Origin of the sequence: Bradyrhizobium sp. CCBAU 51765 (assembly GCF_015291725.1) — a bacterium.
GTDB classification, from domain to species: Bacteria; Pseudomonadota; Alphaproteobacteria; order Rhizobiales; family Xanthobacteraceae; genus Bradyrhizobium; species Bradyrhizobium liaoningense.
The window spans coordinates 3510633-3529342 of record NZ_CP030038.1; the positions used below are offsets into that span (position 1 = coordinate 3510633).

Annotated in this window: 16 protein-coding genes; 5 read left to right on the forward strand and 11 right to left on the reverse strand. The window is 65.9% G+C overall.

The window, feature by feature from the left end:
* Positions 1-8: 8 nt before the first annotated feature.
* Together XH96_RS16855 and XH96_RS16860 are read right to left on the reverse strand one after the other, a co-directional pair.
* A complete protein-coding gene (locus tag XH96_RS16855) occupies positions 9-1514 on the reverse strand; it encodes a bifunctional 3-(3-hydroxy-phenyl)propionate/3-hydroxycinnamic acid hydroxylase (RefSeq protein ID WP_194393437.1) in 1506 nt (501 codons plus the stop codon).
* A 188-nt stretch (positions 1515-1702) separates the two neighbouring features.
* Positions 1703-2494 (reverse strand): DNA-binding transcriptional regulator, encoded by a 792-nt coding sequence (locus XH96_RS16860; protein ID WP_194393438.1) that lies wholly within the window; start codon positions 2492-2494, stop codon positions 1703-1705.
* A gap of 147 nt (positions 2495-2641) precedes the next feature.
* Between XH96_RS16860 and XH96_RS16865 the strand changes: the two genes are divergently transcribed.
* Together XH96_RS16865 and XH96_RS16870 are read left to right on the forward strand one after the other, a co-directional pair.
* Positions 2642-3625, forward strand: a complete 984-nt coding sequence (locus XH96_RS16865; RefSeq protein ID WP_194393439.1) for a VOC family protein — start codon at positions 2642-2644, stop codon at positions 3623-3625.
* 37 nt (positions 3626-3662) lie between these two features.
* Positions 3663-4625, forward strand: coding sequence for an MBL fold metallo-hydrolase (locus tag XH96_RS16870; RefSeq protein ID WP_194393440.1), 963 nt, complete (start codon positions 3663-3665; stop codon positions 4623-4625).
* Positions 4626-4636: 11 nt separating this feature from the next.
* Here the strand turns inward: XH96_RS16870 and XH96_RS16875 are convergent, their stop codons facing one another.
* Together XH96_RS16875 and XH96_RS16880 are read right to left on the reverse strand one after the other, a co-directional pair.
* Positions 4637-5284 (reverse strand): response regulator transcription factor, encoded by a 648-nt coding sequence (locus XH96_RS16875; RefSeq protein ID WP_194393441.1) that lies wholly within the window; start codon positions 5282-5284, stop codon positions 4637-4639.
* Positions 5281-6663 (reverse strand): sensor histidine kinase, encoded by a 1383-nt coding sequence (locus XH96_RS16880; RefSeq protein ID WP_194393442.1) that lies wholly within the window; start codon positions 6661-6663, stop codon positions 5281-5283. The genes XH96_RS16875 and XH96_RS16880 overlap by 4 nt, the downstream gene beginning before the upstream one ends.
* A 192-nt stretch (positions 6664-6855) precedes the next feature.
* On the opposite strand from XH96_RS16880, the gene XH96_RS16885 reads away from it, so the two are divergent.
* On the forward strand, positions 6856-7722 hold the full coding sequence (locus tag XH96_RS16885) for a DUF3280 domain-containing protein (RefSeq protein ID WP_194393443.1): 867 nt from the start codon (positions 6856-6858) through the stop codon (positions 7720-7722).
* Between the two features lie 6 nt (positions 7723-7728).
* Here the strand turns inward: XH96_RS16885 and XH96_RS16890 are convergent, their stop codons facing one another.
* Genes XH96_RS16890 through XH96_RS16900 form a run of 3 tightly spaced genes read right to left on the reverse strand, consistent with a single transcriptional unit; the run spans position 7729 to position 10760 of the window.
* A complete protein-coding gene (locus XH96_RS16890; RefSeq protein ID WP_194393444.1) occupies positions 7729-8760 on the reverse strand; it encodes an L-idonate 5-dehydrogenase in 1032 nt (343 codons plus the stop codon).
* Positions 8761-8780: 20 nt separating this feature from the next.
* Positions 8781-9548, reverse strand: coding sequence for an SDR family oxidoreductase (locus XH96_RS16895; protein WP_194393445.1), 768 nt, complete (start codon positions 9546-9548; stop codon positions 8781-8783).
* 12 nt (positions 9549-9560) lie between these two features.
* On the reverse strand, positions 9561-10760 hold the full coding sequence (locus tag XH96_RS16900) for a mandelate racemase/muconate lactonizing enzyme family protein (RefSeq protein WP_194393446.1): 1200 nt from the start codon (positions 10758-10760) through the stop codon (positions 9561-9563).
* 177 nt (positions 10761-10937) lie between these two features.
* On the opposite strand from XH96_RS16900, the gene XH96_RS16905 reads away from it, so the two are divergent.
* A complete protein-coding gene (locus XH96_RS16905) occupies positions 10938-11705 on the forward strand; it encodes a GntR family transcriptional regulator (RefSeq protein WP_194393447.1) in 768 nt (255 codons plus the stop codon).
* Between the two features lie 26 nt (positions 11706-11731).
* On the forward strand, positions 11732-13096 hold the full coding sequence (locus XH96_RS16910) for an MFS transporter (RefSeq protein ID WP_194393448.1): 1365 nt from the start codon (positions 11732-11734) through the stop codon (positions 13094-13096).
* Between the two features lie 46 nt (positions 13097-13142).
* Here XH96_RS16910 and XH96_RS16915 read toward each other — a convergent pair whose 3' ends face one another.
* From XH96_RS16915 to XH96_RS16930, 4 genes are all read right to left on the reverse strand, one after another.
* Positions 13143-13379: a hypothetical protein gene (locus XH96_RS16915; RefSeq protein ID WP_194393449.1), complete on the reverse strand. Its 237-nt coding sequence runs from the start codon at positions 13377-13379 to the stop codon at positions 13143-13145.
* 123 nt (positions 13380-13502) lie between these two features.
* Positions 13503-14753: an arsenic transporter gene (locus XH96_RS16920; RefSeq protein ID WP_194393450.1), complete on the reverse strand. Its 1251-nt coding sequence runs from the start codon at positions 14751-14753 to the stop codon at positions 13503-13505.
* Positions 14754-14779: 26 nt separating this feature from the next.
* Complete coding sequence (locus XH96_RS16925; RefSeq protein WP_194393451.1) at positions 14780-16063, reverse strand: MFS transporter; 1284 nt, start codon at positions 16061-16063, stop codon at positions 14780-14782.
* A 77-nt stretch (positions 16064-16140) separates the two neighbouring features.
* Positions 16141-18618: a PAS domain S-box protein gene (locus XH96_RS16930; protein ID WP_194393452.1), complete on the reverse strand. Its 2478-nt coding sequence runs from the start codon at positions 18616-18618 to the stop codon at positions 16141-16143.
* Positions 18619-18710 lie beyond the last annotated feature (92 nt).

Consider the following 18710-nt stretch of genomic DNA (forward strand, 5'->3'; position numbering starts at 1 on the left):
ATGTTCGCTCAGGCCGCGGACGGCACGTGGGTTGGAGGCGTGATGGCGGTCATGAGTCGGTCGAGGTCGGTTTCGTTGCGGGCGGTGCCGCGGATGTAGCGGTCGGGGCGAACGAGTGCGGCGATGATGCCGTGCTCGCGCAGCCAAGGGCCGACGGCCTCGGCATCATTGCTGGTCAGGATCTCGATCCCCGGCAGTGAATGAGCGGGGCGCGAATGGGGCGTGGCCGAGCTCTCGACGAGCAGGACATGGCCGTAGCCGATCCGGTCGTCGCTGCGGCTGCCGTCTTGCAGCGCGAACTGCGGCGCGAGATGTCCGGCGAGCAGATCGCCGAGCGCGAGCCCGGGGCCGAGCAGGGGCTTTTTCACCTCCAGCTTGACCGGCGCATTTTCGCGCATCTCGCCGGCGGCAAGGCCGGCCTCGATTGCCTTGGTGTTGATGATGCCGCCGAGGCGAATGGCGAGCTCGATGAATTCGCGCACATGCGGCTGGCGCTCGCTCTGATAGGTGTCGAGCAGGTGGGGCGGGGCGCCGTCGCGAATGACCGCGGCAAGCTTCCAGGCCAGGTTGGCGGCATCGCGGATGCCGGCGCACATGCCCTGGCCGAGAAAGGGCGGTGTCTGGTGCGCGGAATCGCCCGCGAGCAGCAGGCGATCGTTCCGCCATCGCTGTGCGATGACGGAATGAAACGTGTAGACCGCGGCGCGCTCGATCTCGGCATCGTCGGGAGTGATCCAGCGCGACAACAGCTCCCACACCTTCGCGGGCTGCGCGACCTCCTGGGAATCCTCGTCGGGGAGGACCGTGATCTCCCAGCGCCGCCGCGTGCCGGTGCCGCGCACGTAGGTCGCCGGACGCCGCGGGTCGCAATGCTGAAGGCTGTAGTCGCCCAGGTCGTCGCGCTCGCGCTTGAGCAGGACGTCGATCACCAGCCAGCGCTCGTGGAAGCCAAGGTCGTCCATCCCCGAGCCGATGAAGCGGCGCACCAGCGAGCGGGTGCCGTCGCAGCCGATCACGTAGGCGGCGCGAACCTCGCTGAGCCTGCCGTTCGAGAGGTCTTCGTAGCGGACGCGCACGCCATGCTCGTCCTGGTCGAGCGCGAACACATCGCAGCGGTTGCGCAAGCTGATGTGTGGCCAGCGGGAGAGGCCGCCGATCAGGACATCCTCGAGATCCGGCTGATGGAAGCGGTAGCTGAGATGCCAGCCCATCGGCGTCAACGTCTGCGGCCGCGACCAGTCCAGCAGCATCTTGCCGTTGGCGTCCAAAAACAGCATGCCGGGGCTGAGAATCACCTGCGGCAGGATCGCGTCGGCAAGCCCGATGGTCTGGAACACGCGCATGCATTCATCGTCGAAATGCACGGCCCGCGGCAGATGATAGGTCCGCGCCTCGCGCTCCAGCACCAGCGTGCGCACGCCGCACAGGCCGAGCAGGTTGGCGAGCGTGGCGCCGACCGGCCCGCGGCCGACGATCACGACGTCAAACTCTTCAGGGGTGGATTTATCTTGCATGGGGCTATCTCTTCCCCAAGCCGCGCCGCAGCATCAACGCCGCCGCGCCAAGTGTCCGCCCTGCGGACGGCCTCCCGCCGCTCGTCATGGCCGGGCTTTGTCCCGGCTATCCACGCCGTGCGGCTCGGCATGAAAGGCGTGGATGCCCGGGTCAAGCCCGGGCATGACGGCGTGGAGACGTGAGCGCGTTACACTTCGACCGGAATGGCGGATGCCGCCTCCTGAAGTTGCCCCGCGAACTGCGTCACCGCTTCCTCGATCCCGAGAGCCGAGCGGATCCAGATAATGGAGATGCAACCGAAAACGGTGCCGTCCCGCACGATGGCAACGGCAATCGAAGCCGTCTTGGGATTGAATTCGCCCTCGCTGCGGATTGCGTAACCTCGTGCGGCAGTCTCGGCGATCATGCGGTCGAGCCGGCCCTGGTCGAGAAAGGGGCGGTCGTCGGCCTCGTCGATGCGGCGGAGATGATTGACGATCAGGTCGCGTTCGCGCGCGGGGCAGGCGGCGAGATAGGCGCGGCCTGCAGACGTGCGCAGCATCGGCAGGCGCTTGCCGATCATGCCGCGGTCGATCGAGAGCGGGCTGCGCGAGTGTGTGGTCTCCTGCACCACCATCGCCGCGTTCTCATAGGTGGAGAGATCGACCGGCCAGACCAGTTTCCTGCTGAGATCGGCGAGATAAGGCGCCGCCGCCTGGCAGATCACCACGCCAGGGTCGTAGCCGTCGCCGAGGCTCAGCGCGCGCCGGGTGACTCGAAATCGGTCGTCGCTGGCGCTGCGGGCGATATAACCGAGCTCCTCCAGGGTTTCGAGGAGGCGGTAGACGGTGGGTCGGGGCAGGTCGAGCGCTCGGGCGACGTCGCCGGCGCGGATGCCGCCGGAGCGGTTGACCTCGTGCAGCACGTCGAGCCCGCGCTTGAAGGCGCGGACGCCCTCGGATTGCCGCGGCTGGCCGTTCCGCGTCCGCTCCTTGGACACTTCGCATTTCCTCCCTTGTGGCATATCGCGGCGCGGCTATCGTCGTTGCGAACGCGAAGCGATTGCGGAACGCCACCGTAGGATCGCGCGCGGCCGGTATCAAGCTCGCCGCAGTGCTGCGATCGCGATGCCTTCGGGAGGAATTCGATGGAAATCACAGCGCTTGGCTATATCGGGATCAATTCATCCCAGCTCGACCAATGGAGCCGGATGGCGACCGGGCTGCTCGGCATGCAGCAGGTCGATCGCGGCGGCAAGATGCGCGCCTTCCGCATGGACGACCGGAAGCAGCGGCTGATCGTCGACGGCGGCAGCGATGTCGGCCTTGCGGTGATGGGATGGGAAGTTCCTTCGATCGCCGAATTGGACAAGTTGGCAGGACGGCTGGAAAGCCACGGCATCAAGGTGGTTCGAGGCTCGCGCGCGCTCGCCGACGAGCGGCATGTCGCCGAGCTGATCGCGTTCGCAGATCCCGCCGGCAACAGGCTGGAGGCATTTTGCAAGCCGGAGCTTGCGAGCGAGCCGTTCAAGCCGGGCCGTCCGATCTCGGGCTTCCGCACCGGCGCGCTCGGCATGGGGCACGTCGTGCTCAATGTGGAGGATGTCGAGCCGCTGTTGCCGTTCTATCGCGACGTGCTCGGCTTTCACGTCTCCGATTTCGGGCTGAAGCCTTACGGGCTCTATTTCTTTCACGTCAACGGCCGCCACCACTCCTTTGCGATGGTCGGCTCGGGGCGGAAGGCGATGCACCACTTCATGGTCGAGCTCGGCAGTCTCGATGATGTCGGCCAGGGCTACGACCTCGCGCAGATGGACGAGGGGCGCATTGCCTACACGCTGGGCCGGCACACCAACGACCACATGACCTCGTTCTACGTCAATACGCCGTCCGGCTTCTTCATCGAATACGGCTGGGGCGCGCGCGTCATCGATCCCGAGACCTGGCAGCCGCACGAGACCTTTGATGGGCCCTCCCTATGGGGCCACGAGCGGCTCCATATGCCGGAAGAGCAGCGCAAGCGCCTGCGCGACATGCGGCTCGATGCGGCCGCGCGCGGCGTGCGCGTCGCCGACCCCCGCGTGCCGCCGCTCAATTGCCCGTGGCTGGATTCGGTGGTCGCGCGCGAATGATCTGCGGCCAATAATCCAACACTCAGGAAGGGGAAACATGCTCAAAACGCTCCTGCGGGCGGGCCTTGTGCTGCTCGCGTTCACCAAGGTCGCCTCCGCGGAACCGATGAAGGTCACGCTGCTCGGCACGGGCGTGCCGACGCCGCGACCAACCAGTTTCAGCGCGTCGACGCTCGTGCAGGCAGGGAGCGAAAAATTGCTGTTCGATCTCGGCCGCGGCGCGACCATCCAGCTCTACAAGCTGAAGATTCCACTCGGCGCGATCACCGCGAACTTCATCACGCATCTGCATTCGGACCACGTCGTCGGCCTTCCCGACATGTGGCTGACAGGGTGGCTTGCCACGCCCTGGGCTTCGCGCAAGGGGCCGATGAAGCTCTACGGCCCGAAGGGAACCGTCGCCATGACGGAAAACCTCACCAAAGCTTTCGCCGACGACATCCGCATCCGCATCGATGACGAGCATCTCGATCCCGTAGCGGTCACGTTCGCGGCAAAGGATATCGAAGCCGGGTCGGTCTATGAGAACAACGGCGTGACGGTCACCGCGATCGAGGTGAACCACGGCGAGAAGATCAAGCCCTCGTTCGGTTACATCGTCGAATATGGCGGCCACAAGGTCGTGTTGTCGGGCGACACCAAGTACGATGAGCGCATCGCGAAGGCGGCCGAGGGCGCCGACCTGCTGATCCACGAGGTCGCGGTCATCGAGCCGGAGCTGATGGTCAAAAATCCCGTCTACAAGGACATTCAGGCGCACCATACCTCGCCCGAGGAGGCCGGCCAGATCTTTGCGGCCGCCAAGCCAAAACTCGCGGTCTATTCCCACATCGTGTTCGGCACGGTGAAGCCCGCGCCCGATATTCCCGAGGAGCCCCTGATCCTGCGCACGCGCACCACCTACAAGGGGCCGTTGCTCGTCGGCCGTGACATGATGTCGTTCAGGATCGGTGACACCGTGGAGGCGTTCTCCCCTGACGGAGCGCGGCTGGAGCCGTAAGGCGACGGCGATCAGACCTCGGTCAACAATCCCTGGCGCAGCGCCAGGCGGACCAGCTCGATGTCGGAGCCGACGCCGAGCTTGTCCTTGATCAAGGAATGCAGGTTCGCCACCGTCTTCGGGCTGACATGCAGCGTCTCGGCGATCTCCTCCGTCGTGTTCTCGGCGAGCAGCAGCCGCAACACCTCGAATTCGCGCGGCGTCAGCACGTCGGCGGCCGAGCTCTCGCCGCTGATGCGGCTGAGCGCAAGCTCGTGGTCGATATCGGGGCTGATCGCGATCTTGCCGGCGAGCACGTCCTTGACCGCGCGCACCAGTGTCTCGGGCGGGCTGGTCTTGGTGACGTAGCCCCTCGCGCCGGCGCGGATCGCCTGCACGGCAAAGCCGGCATTCTCGTGCATGGTGAAGACGAGGATTCGTGCCGTCTTGTCCCACTGCCTGATCCGCCTGACGGCCTCGATGCCGCCGATGCCGGGCATGGTGAGGTCCATGATGACGAGGTCGGGCGCCTCGGATTTGTACAGCCGGTAGGCCTCCGCGCCGTCGGCCGCCTCGGCGACGACGCGCAAGCCCGGCTGTTTCTGGAGCACCGAGCGGTAGCCTTCGCGGACGACGGAATGGTCGTCCACCAGCAGGATGGTGGCGTCGGCCGCGCTCATGCCGCGTGCTCCAGCGCCTGCCGATCGGCGGCCGCGAGCGGAATGAACACGCGCAGCGCCGAGCCGTGAGGGCCGGTCTCGAAGCTCAGCCGGCCGCGTAGCGCGGCGACGCGCTCGCGCATGCCGAGCAGGCCCATGCCGGATTTGGCGGCAGCCTCGTTCGGCCGGCCGTCGTCCTCGATCGCGAGCGCGATCTCATCGTCGGCCATCGTCAGATGCAGGCTGACCTTCGTTGCGCCGGCGTGCTTGGCCGCGTTGGTGAGTGCCTCCTGCACGATGCGGTAGAGATTGGCGCTGACCGAGGCGGGCACGCTCTCGAAGGCACCGTCGAACCGGATCTCGAAGCGCGTCTGGCCGCGGCTGCGGCCGTTCCACCCGGACACCAGTCCTTCGAGGCTCGCGACGATGCCGAGCTCGTCGACATCGGGCGGCCGCAACCGGAACAGCGCGCCGCGCAGCGTCTCCATCATGCCGGTCGCGGTCCGGGCAATGCCGTCGCACTCTCCGAGCAAGGCGGGACAGTCCTGCGCCGCAGTCTGGCGGGCGGACGCGGCCAGCGCGCGGATCGCGGCGAGCGACTGGCCGAACTCGTCATGCAGCTCACGCGCGAGATGACGGCGCTCCTCGTCCTGGAGCGCGATCAGCTTCCGCGTCAGCTCGTTGCGTTCGGCAAGCGCGGTGTCGAGGCTTTCGGCGAGATGGTTGAAGACGTCGCGGATGGCGGAGAGCTCGGCGAGGTCGAACGGCGGCAGCCGGGTGGTGAGGTCGCCGGCGGCGATGCGCTCGAGACCGTTGCCGATCATGCGGGTGGGACGCAGGGCGCGGGCCAGCGCGGCATAGACCAGCGCGCAGAGCAGCGGCAGCGCGATCGCAAGCGCGATCATCAGGCGGCCGGCCTCGTGCCAGGCTTCGGCCGTCTGCACGGCTGCATCGACCGAGACCACGGTCTCGCCGAGCTTCGTTCCGCGCACGATCACGGGCCGTGCCGCCTCGCGGCCGGGGTCGAACAGGTTGCGGTAGAAGGCGGTGAAGGCCTGCGGCGGCGGGCTCGCCGGGGCAGGCGCGCCGCTACAGAAGCGCTGGAGGATGTCGCCGCTCGTGCCGCGGAATGCCAGACACAGGCCGGGCGTCATCACATAGGCGGAAACGGGGTCGAGGTTCGGAAAGTCCGAGCGCGGGCTGGCCACCCACTGGACCTTGCCCTGTTGCAACTCCAGCGACTTCGCCACGATGGCGGCGATACTGTCGATGCGCGCATGCGCCGCGCGGTCGGCCGTCACGAGGAAATAGGCGGAAATCGCGGCGAAGCAGGCAGCCGATATCGCGGCCACGCGCAACGTCAGACGGATCTTGAGATCGAACCTCGGGCGATTCCACATCGGCGGACACCTGGTGCGAACGGGTTTGTCGCTCCCGCATTAAAGGGCAGAACGCAAGCGGCGGGAAGCGTTCCCGCCTTACCGCAGTGCAACGTCGTGAAATTTTCCCGGCATTTGTTGGGACGGTCACGGCTGCATGGCGTCAGGCGACCCGTCCAGATTTGCGGGCCGCTCCATCGACGAGGCCCGTTCATGCACCGCTCCCGGCTGATTCTCGTCTTTGTCCTCTGCGTCCTCTCTGGCTCGCGGGCCGATGCCGCGGACGCCATTGGCGTAGCCATCGACGATTTCAGCTACACCGATACCTCGGCCGAGCCGGCCGACCAGACCGCCGCCCACGAGCGGCGGCTGGCGGCGTTCATGGCCGCGCTTCGAAGGGACATCGGTGCGGATCCGCGCTATCGGCTGGTTCCGTCCGCCCAGGACGGCGCGGCGTTCAAGGTCATCGGCGGCATCCAGAAGACGAGCACGCTGGTGCAATGGGCGAAGGTCGCCGTGATCGAAATCGGCGCCAAGAGGCTCGTGATGGACAAGCTCTACAGCTTCCGCGGCGACAATGATGAATCCTGGGAGCGCGCCGAGATCTTCGTGTCCCGCGAGATCATGGCTGCGCTCGCAACGCCCGCGCCGATTGCGCTCGCCGTGTTCGATTTCGAGCTCGAGGATACGACCGCCGCCTCGGCCGGCGCATCGGCGGCATCGGACGCGTCATACATGGCCGAGGTGACCGGCGGCGTGCGCGAGGCGCTGAGCCAATCCGGCCGCTACCGCATCGTCGACGTCAGCGGCGCGCGCGGCGAGGCGGCGAACAGGCGCGCCTTGCGCGATTGCGGCGGTTGCGAGGCGGCGATCGCGAAAGAGCTCGGCGCGGATCAGTCGCTGATCGGCGTGGTGCGGCGGGTGAGCCGCACCGAATACACGCTCGGCTTCCAGGTGCGCGACGCCAGGACCGGCACGGTGCTGACGCGTGGTGACAGCGGCTTGCGCATGGGCGCGGACTATTCCTGGAGGCGCGGGGCCGTGCGGCTGGTCAGCGACCGGCTGATCGAGAGCCAGTAGCGCGGTTCAGAACGTCAACTGCACCTTCATCGACTGCGAGCGATCGCTGGCAAGCTCGAAGGCGGCGACCGCGTTCTCGAACGGCATGGTGGCCGTGATCAGCGGCTTCACGTCGATCAGGCCTTCGCCCATCAGGCGCACCGCCAGTTCGAACTCGGGATCGAAGCGGAAGGTGCCGCGGAGCTGCAATTCCTTGGCGACGATGGCGTTGATCGGCAGCGTCATCTCGCCGCCGAGGCCGAGCTGCACCAGCGTCGCGCCCGGCCTGAGCACATCGAGCGCGGTGCGCAGCGCCGCCTCATTGCCGGAGGCCTCGAACAGCGTGTCGAACACGCCCTTGCCGGCGCGCCAGGGATCGAGCGCGGCAGCGTCGGTCGCGACGTTGACGGCGTGCGTGGCGCCGAGCTTCCTGGCGACCGCGAGAGGCGCGTCCGCGACATCGGTGACCACGATTTCGGCCGCGCCGCCGAAGCGCGAGACCAGAATCATCAACGCGCCGATCGGGCCGCAGCCGGTGATCAGCACGCGCTTGCCGAGCAGGGGACCGGCCTGCTTGCCGGCATGCAGGCAGACCGCGAGCGGTTCGGCGACCGCGGCTTCGGCGAGCGAGAGCTTGTCCGCGATCGGCACGGCCTGCGTCGCATCGATCGTGATGAATTCGCGAAAGCCGCCCTGCACGTGGGGAAAGCGCATCGCGCTTCCGAGGAAGCGCATGTCGAGGCACTGGTTGCGCATGCCCTCCTGGCAATGCAGGCACACCCCGCACGGCTTGCTCGGGTTGACTGCAACGCGGGTGCCGGGCTTCACGCTGCTGACGCCGTCACCGACCGCCGCAACCACGCCGGCGATCTCGTGTCCCAGCGCCATCGGCTGCTGGATGCGGACGACGCCGAAACCGCCGTGATGGTAATAATGCAGGTCCGAGCCGCAGATGCCGCCATTGGCGATCCTGACGCGGACTTCGCCCGGACCGGGCGCCGGATCGGGATACAGGTCGATCCGCAGGTCCTTCGGTGCGTGGATGACGACGGCGCGCATGGGCTGCTCCTGGTTCGCGGTCACATCGCGGCGATCATGCCGCCATCGACATAGATGATCTGGCCGTTGACATAGGTCGAGGCGTCCGAGGCGAGGAAGATCGCGGCGCCCACCAGCTCGTCCGGCTTGCCCCAGCGCTTCGAGGGGATACGGCCCATCAGCCAGTTGTTGAAGTCGGCGTTGTTGACCAACGCCTCGTTCATGTCGGTCAGCATGTAGCCGGGGCCGATCGCATTGGCCTGGATGCCGTGCTGGGCCCATTCCACCGCCATCGAGCGGGTCAGGTTCTTGATGCCGCCCTTGGCCGCGGTGTAGGGCGCGATGGTGGGACGCGCGAGCTCGCTGCCGAGCGAGCCGATGTTGATGATCTTGCCGTGCTTGCGCGGGATCATGCGCTTGGCCGCCTCGCGGCCGATCACGAAGGCGCTGGTGAGATTGGTCTCGATCACCTTGCGCCACTCGTCGGTGGTGAATTCCACCAGCGGCTTGCGGTGCTGGATGCCGGCATTGTTGACGAGGATGTCGACGGCAAGCCCTTCGCGGTCGAAGCGCTCGAAGGCGGCGACGATGGCGGGCTCGTCGGTGACGTTGAACGCGGCGCCTTCAGCCTGGTATCCGGCGGCGCGAAACTCGGCGACGGCCTGCTCGACTCGCTCAAGATCGACGCCATTGACGATGATCCTGGCGCCGGCCCTGGCCATGCCCTCGGCGATGGCGCGGCCGAGGCCGCGGGAGGAGCCGGTCACGAGCGCGGTGCGGCCGGAGAGATCGAAAAGGGAAGTGCTCATCACGGGAAGTCCTCAGACGTTGGAACGGCGCACGGTGAGATCGGAGCGGTCGAAGACATCAGGCAGGAGGTCGACGCCGAGGCCGGGTCCTTCCATCGGATAGACGTACCCGTCCCTGATTGTCGGCATCGTGGTGACGAGCTCATTGTACCAGCCCTTGTAGAAGGCGCGCACCGATTCCTGGATCAGCGTGTTGGGCTGGCTGAACGACATGTGGATGGCTGCGATGAAGCCGATCGGGCCGATGCAATCGTGCGGTGCGAAGGGCCGGTGATAGGTCTCGGCCATCGCGGCGATCTTGCGGCCCTCGGTGAGGCCGCCGGTCCAGCACAGATCCGCCATCACCACGTGCATGGCGTCGCGGTCGAGCATGTCCTTGTAGGGGAAGCGCGAGCCCAGCGTCTCGCTGGCGCAGACCCAGACGTCGGTCGAGCGTGCATACTCGGCCAGCGCCTGCGGCGAGTTCATGCGGATCGGGTCCTCGTACCAGGTCGGCTTGTAGGGTTCGAGTGCGCGCGCGATCTGCTTGGCCGTCGGCAGGTTCCACAGCGAGTGGAGCTCGACCATGATCTCCATCCTGTCGCCGACCGCCTTGCGGATCTTCTCGAAAGGCTCGATGGCCTGTTTCATCTGCGCGGCGGTGATGTAGAGGCCCTTGTTCTCCTGCGCGGCCGGATCGAACGGCCAGATCTTCATGGCGGAGATGCCGCTTTCCAAAAGGCTCTCGGCGAGCGCGTCGGCGCGATGCATGAAACCGTCGAGATCCTCGTAAGGCCCCTTGGAGGCGCCGAGATTCCAGTTCGCGACCGGGCTGATATTGGTCGAGCGGACATATTGCGTGCCGGCGCAGGTATTGTAGATGCGCTGCTTGTCGCGGCAGAGGCCGCCGAGCATCTGGTGCACCGGCTGGCCGCAGACCTTCCCGAACAGATCCCACAGCGCGATGTCGATCGCGGAGGCGGCGCGATATTCGACGCCGGTCGAGGATTGCGCCATCGGCAGGTTCAGCATGTCGCGATGGATGGCTTCGATGTGCAGGGGATTGCGGCCGAGCAGGCGGCCGGCAAAGGTGTCGTGGATCTGCGCCTCGACCGCGCCCGCGCCGTAGAACGTTTCGCCGAGCCCGATGACACCCGTGTCGGTGTGAACGCGGACCCAGATGACGTTGGAAAATTCCTCTGTACGCAGCGTCTCGATCGACGTGATCTTCACGGCAATTATCCTCCCATCACAGACGTCGCGCGTCCGTCGTCTCATTTTGCACTGCAACATGTTGCAGATCGCGCGGGAGTCTTACGCCGGCTTGTAATATATCACAACATGTTTTAAGGCTCGAACAAACAGGGCGCCATCCAGCAACGAGAGCGCGGGCCGACGGGAGAGAACGACATGGCAAAGCGCAAGCGCGCGCTCGAGGTGGTGAGAAACGACGACGACGGCGAGGGCAAGCCCTCGCGGCGCAACCGGCTCAATTTCTTCGAGCTGGCCTACCAGAAGATCGAAGAGCTCCTGGTTCACTGCGAGCTCAAGCCCGGACAGTTCATGACGATGCTGGAATTGCAGCACATCACCGGCTTCGGGCGCACACCGGTGCATCACGCCGTCAATCGTCTCTCGGCCGATACCCTCATCATCATCCGGCCCCGTCACGGTCTGCACATCGCTCCGATCGATCTGGCGCGCGAGCGCATGCTGCTCGGCCTGCGCCGCGACATGGAGCGCTTCGTGATCCGCCTTGCCGCCGATCGCGCCAGCCTCTCGCATCGCAATCAGGCGCTGCACATCGAGCGTCTGCTGCGCGAGCGCCGCGCCAGCCTGACGCTTGACGAATTCAACAGTATCGACCGCCGCATCGACGCGCTGGTGCTGGAGGCGGCCGGCGAGCCGTTCCTGGTGCATACGATGCGGCCACTGCACACGCTGTATCGGCGCATCGGCTACATCCACCACCGCTTCATGCCGGGGCAGGCGGATCTGTCGGGCACGATCGATCATCATCTCGCCATTCTCAGTGCCGTGGCCGGCCGCCATGTCGAGGACGCCGTGAAGGCGAGCGATGCCCTGATCGACTACATGGACTCGATGTTCACCGGCATGGAAGCGGGGATCGATCCGCGCCTGCTCGATTGCAGCATCGAGCCGCTGCTCGACACGTAGAGAGTTTCGAAGAGAGGACCAAGAAAATGTCAACGATGGCGATGCCACATCCGACCGCGAGCGAGGCCGCGGTCCGCTACCTCATCACGAACTACAGCCCCAAGGGCAACAAGGTCGGTTGGCTGATGATGGCCTCGATCCTGGTCGAGGCCTGGGACCTCTATTCGATCGCCTTCGTGCTGATCTTCATCAAGGAGCAGTACAATCCCGATCCGCTGATGCTCGGCCTTGCTGCGGCCGGCACGCAAGGCGGCGCCCTGATCGGCGCGCTGCTCGGCGGCTGGCTGTCCGACAAGATCGGGCGCCGCGTGATGTTCCTGGTGACGATGGTGATGTTCATCGTGCTGGCGCTGGCGCAGGCCTTCGTGCCAAACGTCGCCTGGCTCGTCGTGATCCGCTTCCTGCTCGGCATCCCGCTCGGTTCCGACATCTCGACCGGCTACACCTACATCATGGAATCCATGGCCAAGGGCGAGCGCGAGGTCATGGGCAACCGCTGGCAGTTCATGTTCGCCGTCGGCGAGGTCCTGACCATCGGCGTCATCGTGATCTTCCTCCTGACCGACATGAACCACGAGATGCTGTGGCGCGTGACGCTCGGTCTCGGCGCGGTGCCGGCGCTGATCATCCTCATCATGCGCCACGACGTGCCGGAGACGGCGGTGTGGCTTGTGCAGAAGGGGCGCTACCGCGAGGCCAAGCAGGTCGCGCGCGAGATGTTCAACGACAATCTCGACATGCTGCCGGACCGGGACGTCCAGGTGCCGAAGGTCTCGACCCGCGCGTTCCTCGCCGACCTCAAGAAGGACCCGATCCGCTGGCGTGCGACGATCTACGGCTGGATCGCCTGCTTCGCGCAAGGCAGCGAATTCTCGACCTTCGCGTTCTACCTGCCGGTGCTGTTCGTGATGGTCGGCGTGTCGAGCGTGCTCGGCAATAACCTTGTGACGATGGGACTGTTCTGCTTCGCCGCGTTGTCCGGCTGGGTCGGTCCGCTGCTGACGCCGAAGATCGGCCATCGCGGTATCGCCATCGCCGGTTTCGGCATCGTGCTGGCTTCGCTTCTGGTCGCGGCCTTTGCGCTCTACACCGACAACAAGATACTGCTGCCGTTCGCGGCCGCCGCCATGCTGTGGGGCCATTATTGGGACGCGTCGAACTGCATGACGATCCCGACCATGGTCGCCAAGCCGAAATATCGCGGCACCGCCAGCGGCTTCGCCTACATGTTCGTCAAGCTGCCGTCGTTCCTGGCGATCTTCCTGTTCCCGTCGCTGTTCGCGGCGATCGGGCAGGCCAACGCCACGCTGTTCGTCGCGATCTTCCCGCTGATCGGATTGCTCGCCGCGATCTTCATCCTGCCGGAAGTCTACGGCTACGAGAACGACTGACGTGTAACCCGGTCGCGGCCTTGTGGCCGCGACCGGGCTCCGTTCGCTATGGGCTCAGGAAGACGGGATCGATCCCGGTGCCATGGCCGAGCAGGCCGATGGCCTGAAGCTGGGCCGTGTGCACGTCGACCTCCAGGATGGCGAACAAGGTCAGCAGCACGACGACGGAGAAGAGGAGCAGGGGATGGGACGTCTCCGTGCCGCCTTGGCCGGGCGCGACGAAGCTCTGAATTCCGCGACGCAGTGAGAACCGCTGCGGCAGCGACTTTGATCGAATCTGCATGATCAACCTTCCTTGCCGCGACCTGTCTGAAGCTCGCGACAGGTGAAGTTTAGCCGCCGCCGCAATGCCGGCCTTGATGCACCGCAAACGGCTGTCTACTTATTTAAGCAGCGCGATTTGCCGCTACCTGATGGCAGCCGCCAGTGCACCGATCAAGGCAGGCGGCGTCACCAGCAGACCGAGCTTGAGGAACGGCCAGGCGCCGACCTCGATCTTCTCCCGCCGGAGCGCCACCAGCCAGAGGATGGTGGCGAGCGATCCGGTCACCGACAGATTGGGGCCGAGATCGACGCCGATCAGGATGGCGCTGACGACCGGCGCGGGCAGATGATCGCTGGCGGCGACCGAGCCGGCGACGAGGCCGACCGGAAGGTTGTTGGCGATGTTGTCGGCGAGCGCGGTGGCGATGCCGACGCTCCAGGCTGCCTGAGGCACCGATTGCGCGACCGCCTGGTGCAGCAGCGCGCTCAGCTGCGCGATCACGCCGGTCTTCACCAGAGCTTCCACCATGACAAAGAGCCCGCCGACCAGCGGCAGCACGCTCCAGGAGACACCGCGCAGCACGGGCAAGGGCGATTGCCGGTTGATCAGCAGCACGATCGCCGCCGTCGCGACGCCGCAGATGAAGGTCGGCAGGCCCAGTTGCCTGTCCAGCGCAGACGCGGTGACCAGCACGATGCCGATCGCGACGATGCCTATTGCCGTGAGCTTGCCGCCGCGTCCAAGCTTCGGATGCGGCACGCTGAGGGCGATCGTCTCCTCCTTGAGCGCGCGATGCTGGCTCAGGCGTAGGACCACGTATGTGAGCAGGATCGAGGTCGCCGAGGGCAGGGCGAACAGGCGCAGCCATTCGGTGAGGTGCGGCATGCGCGCGCCGAACACGACGAGATTGGCCGGATTTGAGATCGGCAGCACGAAGCTTGCGGCATTGGCAATGAAGGCGCAGACGAACAGATAGGGCAGCGGCTTTGCGCCGGCGGCGCGCGTCGCGGCATAGACGGCCGGTGTCAGCACGATCGCGGTGGCATCGTTGGAGAGCAGCACGGTGACGAGAGTGCCGACGAGGTAGATCAGCAGGAACAGCCGCTGCGGAGAGCCACGTGCATACTCCACCGCAAGCGCGGCGAGATAATCGAACAGGCCTTCGAGCCGCGCCAGCTCTGCGATCAGCATCATGCCGATCAGGAAAAGATAGACGTCGACGCCCTTCTCGATACCGGTCAACGCATCCGGCCACGGCAGCAAACCAAACAGCAGCAGCGCGCCGGCGCCGATCACCGCCCAGATCGCCTCGGGCAGGCGAAAGGGCCGGACGATGACGCCTGCGGTCGCGACGACGATGATGCTCCAGGTCCAGATGGCGTCAGACGGCACGGTTCAGGTCTCGAATGGGAGTGGAGTTATTCGGCAGCGATAGCCGATGCGGGCGCCGCTGTCTTCCCCCGCGGGCGCGGATCGCCGTCGTCGCGTTGCCGCGTCTCGGGCAAGGCGAGGAGGCAGATCACGGCACCGATCGCCGCCACGGCGCCGAGCGTGATGAATGCCGCGCTGTAACCGGCGCCGACCACGACCAGGCCCGCCAGTGTCGTCGATAGCGCCGCGCCGATGCTCTGGGCCGTGATGACGGCGCCCTGTGCGACGTTGAAGCGGCCGGTGTTGCGCATGAGGTCGGCGACGATGACGGGAAAGATTGCCCCGAAAATGCCGGCGCCGACGCCATCCAGCAGCTGCACGCCGACCAGCCAGAACGGATTGTCGGAGAGCGTATAGAGTGCCCCCCGGATCGGCAGGATCAACAATGCGGCAAGGAAGAACCGCTTCTGCCCCCAGCGGTCGGCCCGTGCGCCGACCAGCATCGCGAACGGAACCATCACCACTTGCGCCGCAACGATGCATGCCGACATCAGGCTGGTGCCGATGTTCTTGTCCTGGAGCGCGAGCTTTTGTCCGACCAGCGGCAGCATCGCGGCGTTGGAGAGATGAAACAGAACGACGCAGACAGCGAATATGAGCAGGGGACGGCAGGTCAGGAGCACGCTAAGGCCCGAGGGTTGTTCGGGTGCGCCATTGATACGAGCGTGGTGCAGTCCGCGTGCGAGATCGTGGTCGATGGCCCGTTCGGGGATCGCCAGGATGCTGACGAGGCTCGCGATCGCCATGGCGCCGAGAAGGTAGAACACGACGGTCGGTCCGAACCAATAGGCGGAGAGGCCGGCGATGCCGGCCGCGACGGCGTTGCCGGCGTGGTTGAAAGTCTCGTTGCGGCCGATGCGCCGGGTAAATGCGGCATGCCCGAAAATGCCAAGCGAGACAGCGGCGATCGCCGGCGGGAAAACCACGGCAGCGGCTTGCGCGATGCCTTGCGAGATTATCACCGGCAGGAGGCTGGGGAAGAATGGCAGCGAGAGCGAGGCGAGTGTCACCAGAATCGCAGCGGCCACCATCACCAGCCGCTTCGCCCGCGTGCCGTCAACCAGCGCACCGGCCGGCGTCTGCGCGACGATGCCGGCGATCGTCGCGATCGACATCACAAGGCCAATGCGAGCTTCGTTCCAATGCTGCTCGGTGAGAAGATAGACCGCGAGATAAGGGCCGAGCCCGTCGCGGACGTCGGCGAGGAAGAAATTGGCCGCATCCAGCGCGCGGCCGGCGCGCCTCGCCTGATCAAGGTCTTGGCTCGACATGCATTCCTCGATCCAGGCTGGAAGGTCCCCGGCGAAAACCGATTTCGCGGCAGCTTTGTTCCGTCAGGTAACGGTATTCACCGTGCCACCGACAGCTTTTCCGTGATCGCCTTGCGCAATATGCGCGACAGCGACTCCACAGAGTAGGGCTTCTGGATCAGTTCGAAGCCGCGATGGGCGCTTTCGGCGAGCACGTTGCTGTAGCCGCTGGTGAGCACCACGGGCAGGCCCGGATAGCGCTCGCGGATGATGCCGGCAAGCTCGACGCCGTTCATTCCGGGCATGATGACGTCGGAGAACACGAGGTCGACGGCAAATTCGTTTTCGCCGAGGATCGCCAGTGCGGCGTTGGCGTTGGCGACGCGGCGGACGACATAGCCGAGATCCTCCAGGAGTTCGGTGGAGAAGCGGCCGACTTCGTCGTCGTCCTCGACCACGAGCACGCGATAGCCGCGTCCGGTCGCCGCGACCTCATGGGTCAGTGCCGCGGCTTCCTTGTCCGTCGCGGGACTTTGGGCCTGCGGCAGATAGATGGTGAAGGTTGCGCCTTTGCCCTGTGTGCTCGTCACCGCGATGTCGCCCTCGGACTGTTTTGCGAAGCCGAAGGCCTGGCTGAGGCCGAGGCCGGTGCCCTTGCCGACCTCCTTGGTGGTGAAGAACGGCTCGAAGATCGAATCGAGATGCTCCGGCGCGATGCCGCTTCCGGTGTCGGTGACGGAGATGGCGATGTAGTTGCCGCTTCGCGCCAATTGCGCGCGCAGCTGAGGGATACCCTGGACCTTGCGCACGGCGATAGTGAGGCGGCCTTCGCCATTCATGGCATCACGGGCATTGATGGCGAGGTTGATCAGCGCGGCCTCGAACTGGGCGATGTCGGCCACGGTGAAGCAGTCTGGATCCTGAACCTCCACGGCGATCTCGATGCGGCTGCCGACCAGCGGCCGGACCAGCTGCGCCACACCTTCGACCTGGCTGCCGACATTGAAGATCTGCGGCTTCAGCGGCTGCCGGCGCGCGAACGCCAGAAGCTGTGCCGTCAGCTTGGAGGCGCGCTCGACCGTCTCGGAGATGGCATCGACATAGCGGCGTCGGCGTTCCTCCGGCAGCTCGCGTCGGCGCAGGAAGTCGGTGGCCGAGCGGATGATGGTGAGGAGATTGTTGAAGTCGTGCGCGACGCCGCCGGTGAGCTGGCCGATCGCTTCCATCTTCTGCGATTGCCGCAGCGCTTCCTCGCCGCGGCGGCGCTCGGTGACGTCGACCGCCTCGGGCACCGCGCCGGTGATGTTGCCGTGGCGGTCGAGAACGGGCCGCATGCCGAAATCGAAATCGCGCTCGCCGATGGGAAGGCGCAGGCGCATTTCCAGCCGTACGGCTTCGCCTTTGAGCACCGTGTCGAAGGCCTCTCGCACGGCGGCACTCATGCCGGTCGTGCCGGTGAACCAGGGCGTGTCCCAGAGCGGCTTTCCGATCACATCCGACGAGCGTGCCTTGATGCCGTCCAGCGCGGTCTTGTTGGCGTAAAGCAGCTCACCGCTGAGATTGACCAGGCCCTGATACTGATTGCTGGTCTCCAGGATCGCGCGCAGCCGTGCCTCGTTGGATTCGAGCTCGGCGGTGCGCTCGACAATGCGCTGTTCCAGCGTCTCGTTGAGCTGCCTGAGCTCGATCTCGGCCTGCTTGGCGACGGTGATGTCGTGGGCGACGCCGATGAAGCCGATATGCTTGCCCGTCGGGTCCCAGCGCGGCTGCGATTCCGATCGAAGCCACCGCCATTCGCCGCTTGCGTTCCTGTAACGCGCTTCCAGCACGAAGGGCTTGAGGGATGCTTCACCCTGGACGGATTGCTGGAGCACGTGCGGCAGGTCGTCGGGATGCAGCACCTTGCGCCAGTCGAAGTCGATGGCCTGATCGTAGGGCAGGCCGACGAAATCGACATAGGCCTGGTTGGCGAAGGACCGCTTGCGGTCGAGCTTGGTGACCCAGATCGGTACCGGCGCGCTGTCGGCGATCAGCCTAAAGCGCTCCTCGCTCTCGCGCAGCGTCTCGCGCGCCAGCGCCTGGTCAGTGATGTCGATGTGGGCGCCGACCAGGCGGATGGCGCGGCCGTCCTTGTCGCGCTCGAGCTTGGCGACGACCCGGATCCAGCGGGTCTCGCCGTCGCTGGGACGGATGATGCGGTATTCGGCGCTGTAGTCTTCGCTCGTTCCGGCGAGCGCCTCGAAGAAATGCTTGACGGTTGCCTCGCGGTCGTCGGGATGGATGCGATTGACCCAATCCTCGTGCGACTCCTCGGCAGCTTCCGGCGGCAGGCCGTGGATGATCAGATATTCGGGCGAGCGACGGTTCTTGAAGCCTTCACGGAAATCGACCTCGACGCCGCCGACCTTGCCGATACGCTGGATGCGCGCCAGCTCGGCCTCGCGTTCCTGGAGCGCGCGATAGGCGTAATCGCGCTCGCGCGCGACGTCTTCGAGGTGCTGACGCAGCCTTTCGGCGGCGATGGTCTCGGGCAAGGGATCGTTCAAGGCATCGGCCGTTGTGATGCGGGTGCGCACGTGCCGGACCGATATTCACACAGACGGAACGTGATGACCATTGTTTAGAGGGTAAAGTATCGGAAAATAGGAGCGCGTGCCTGAACGCGAGC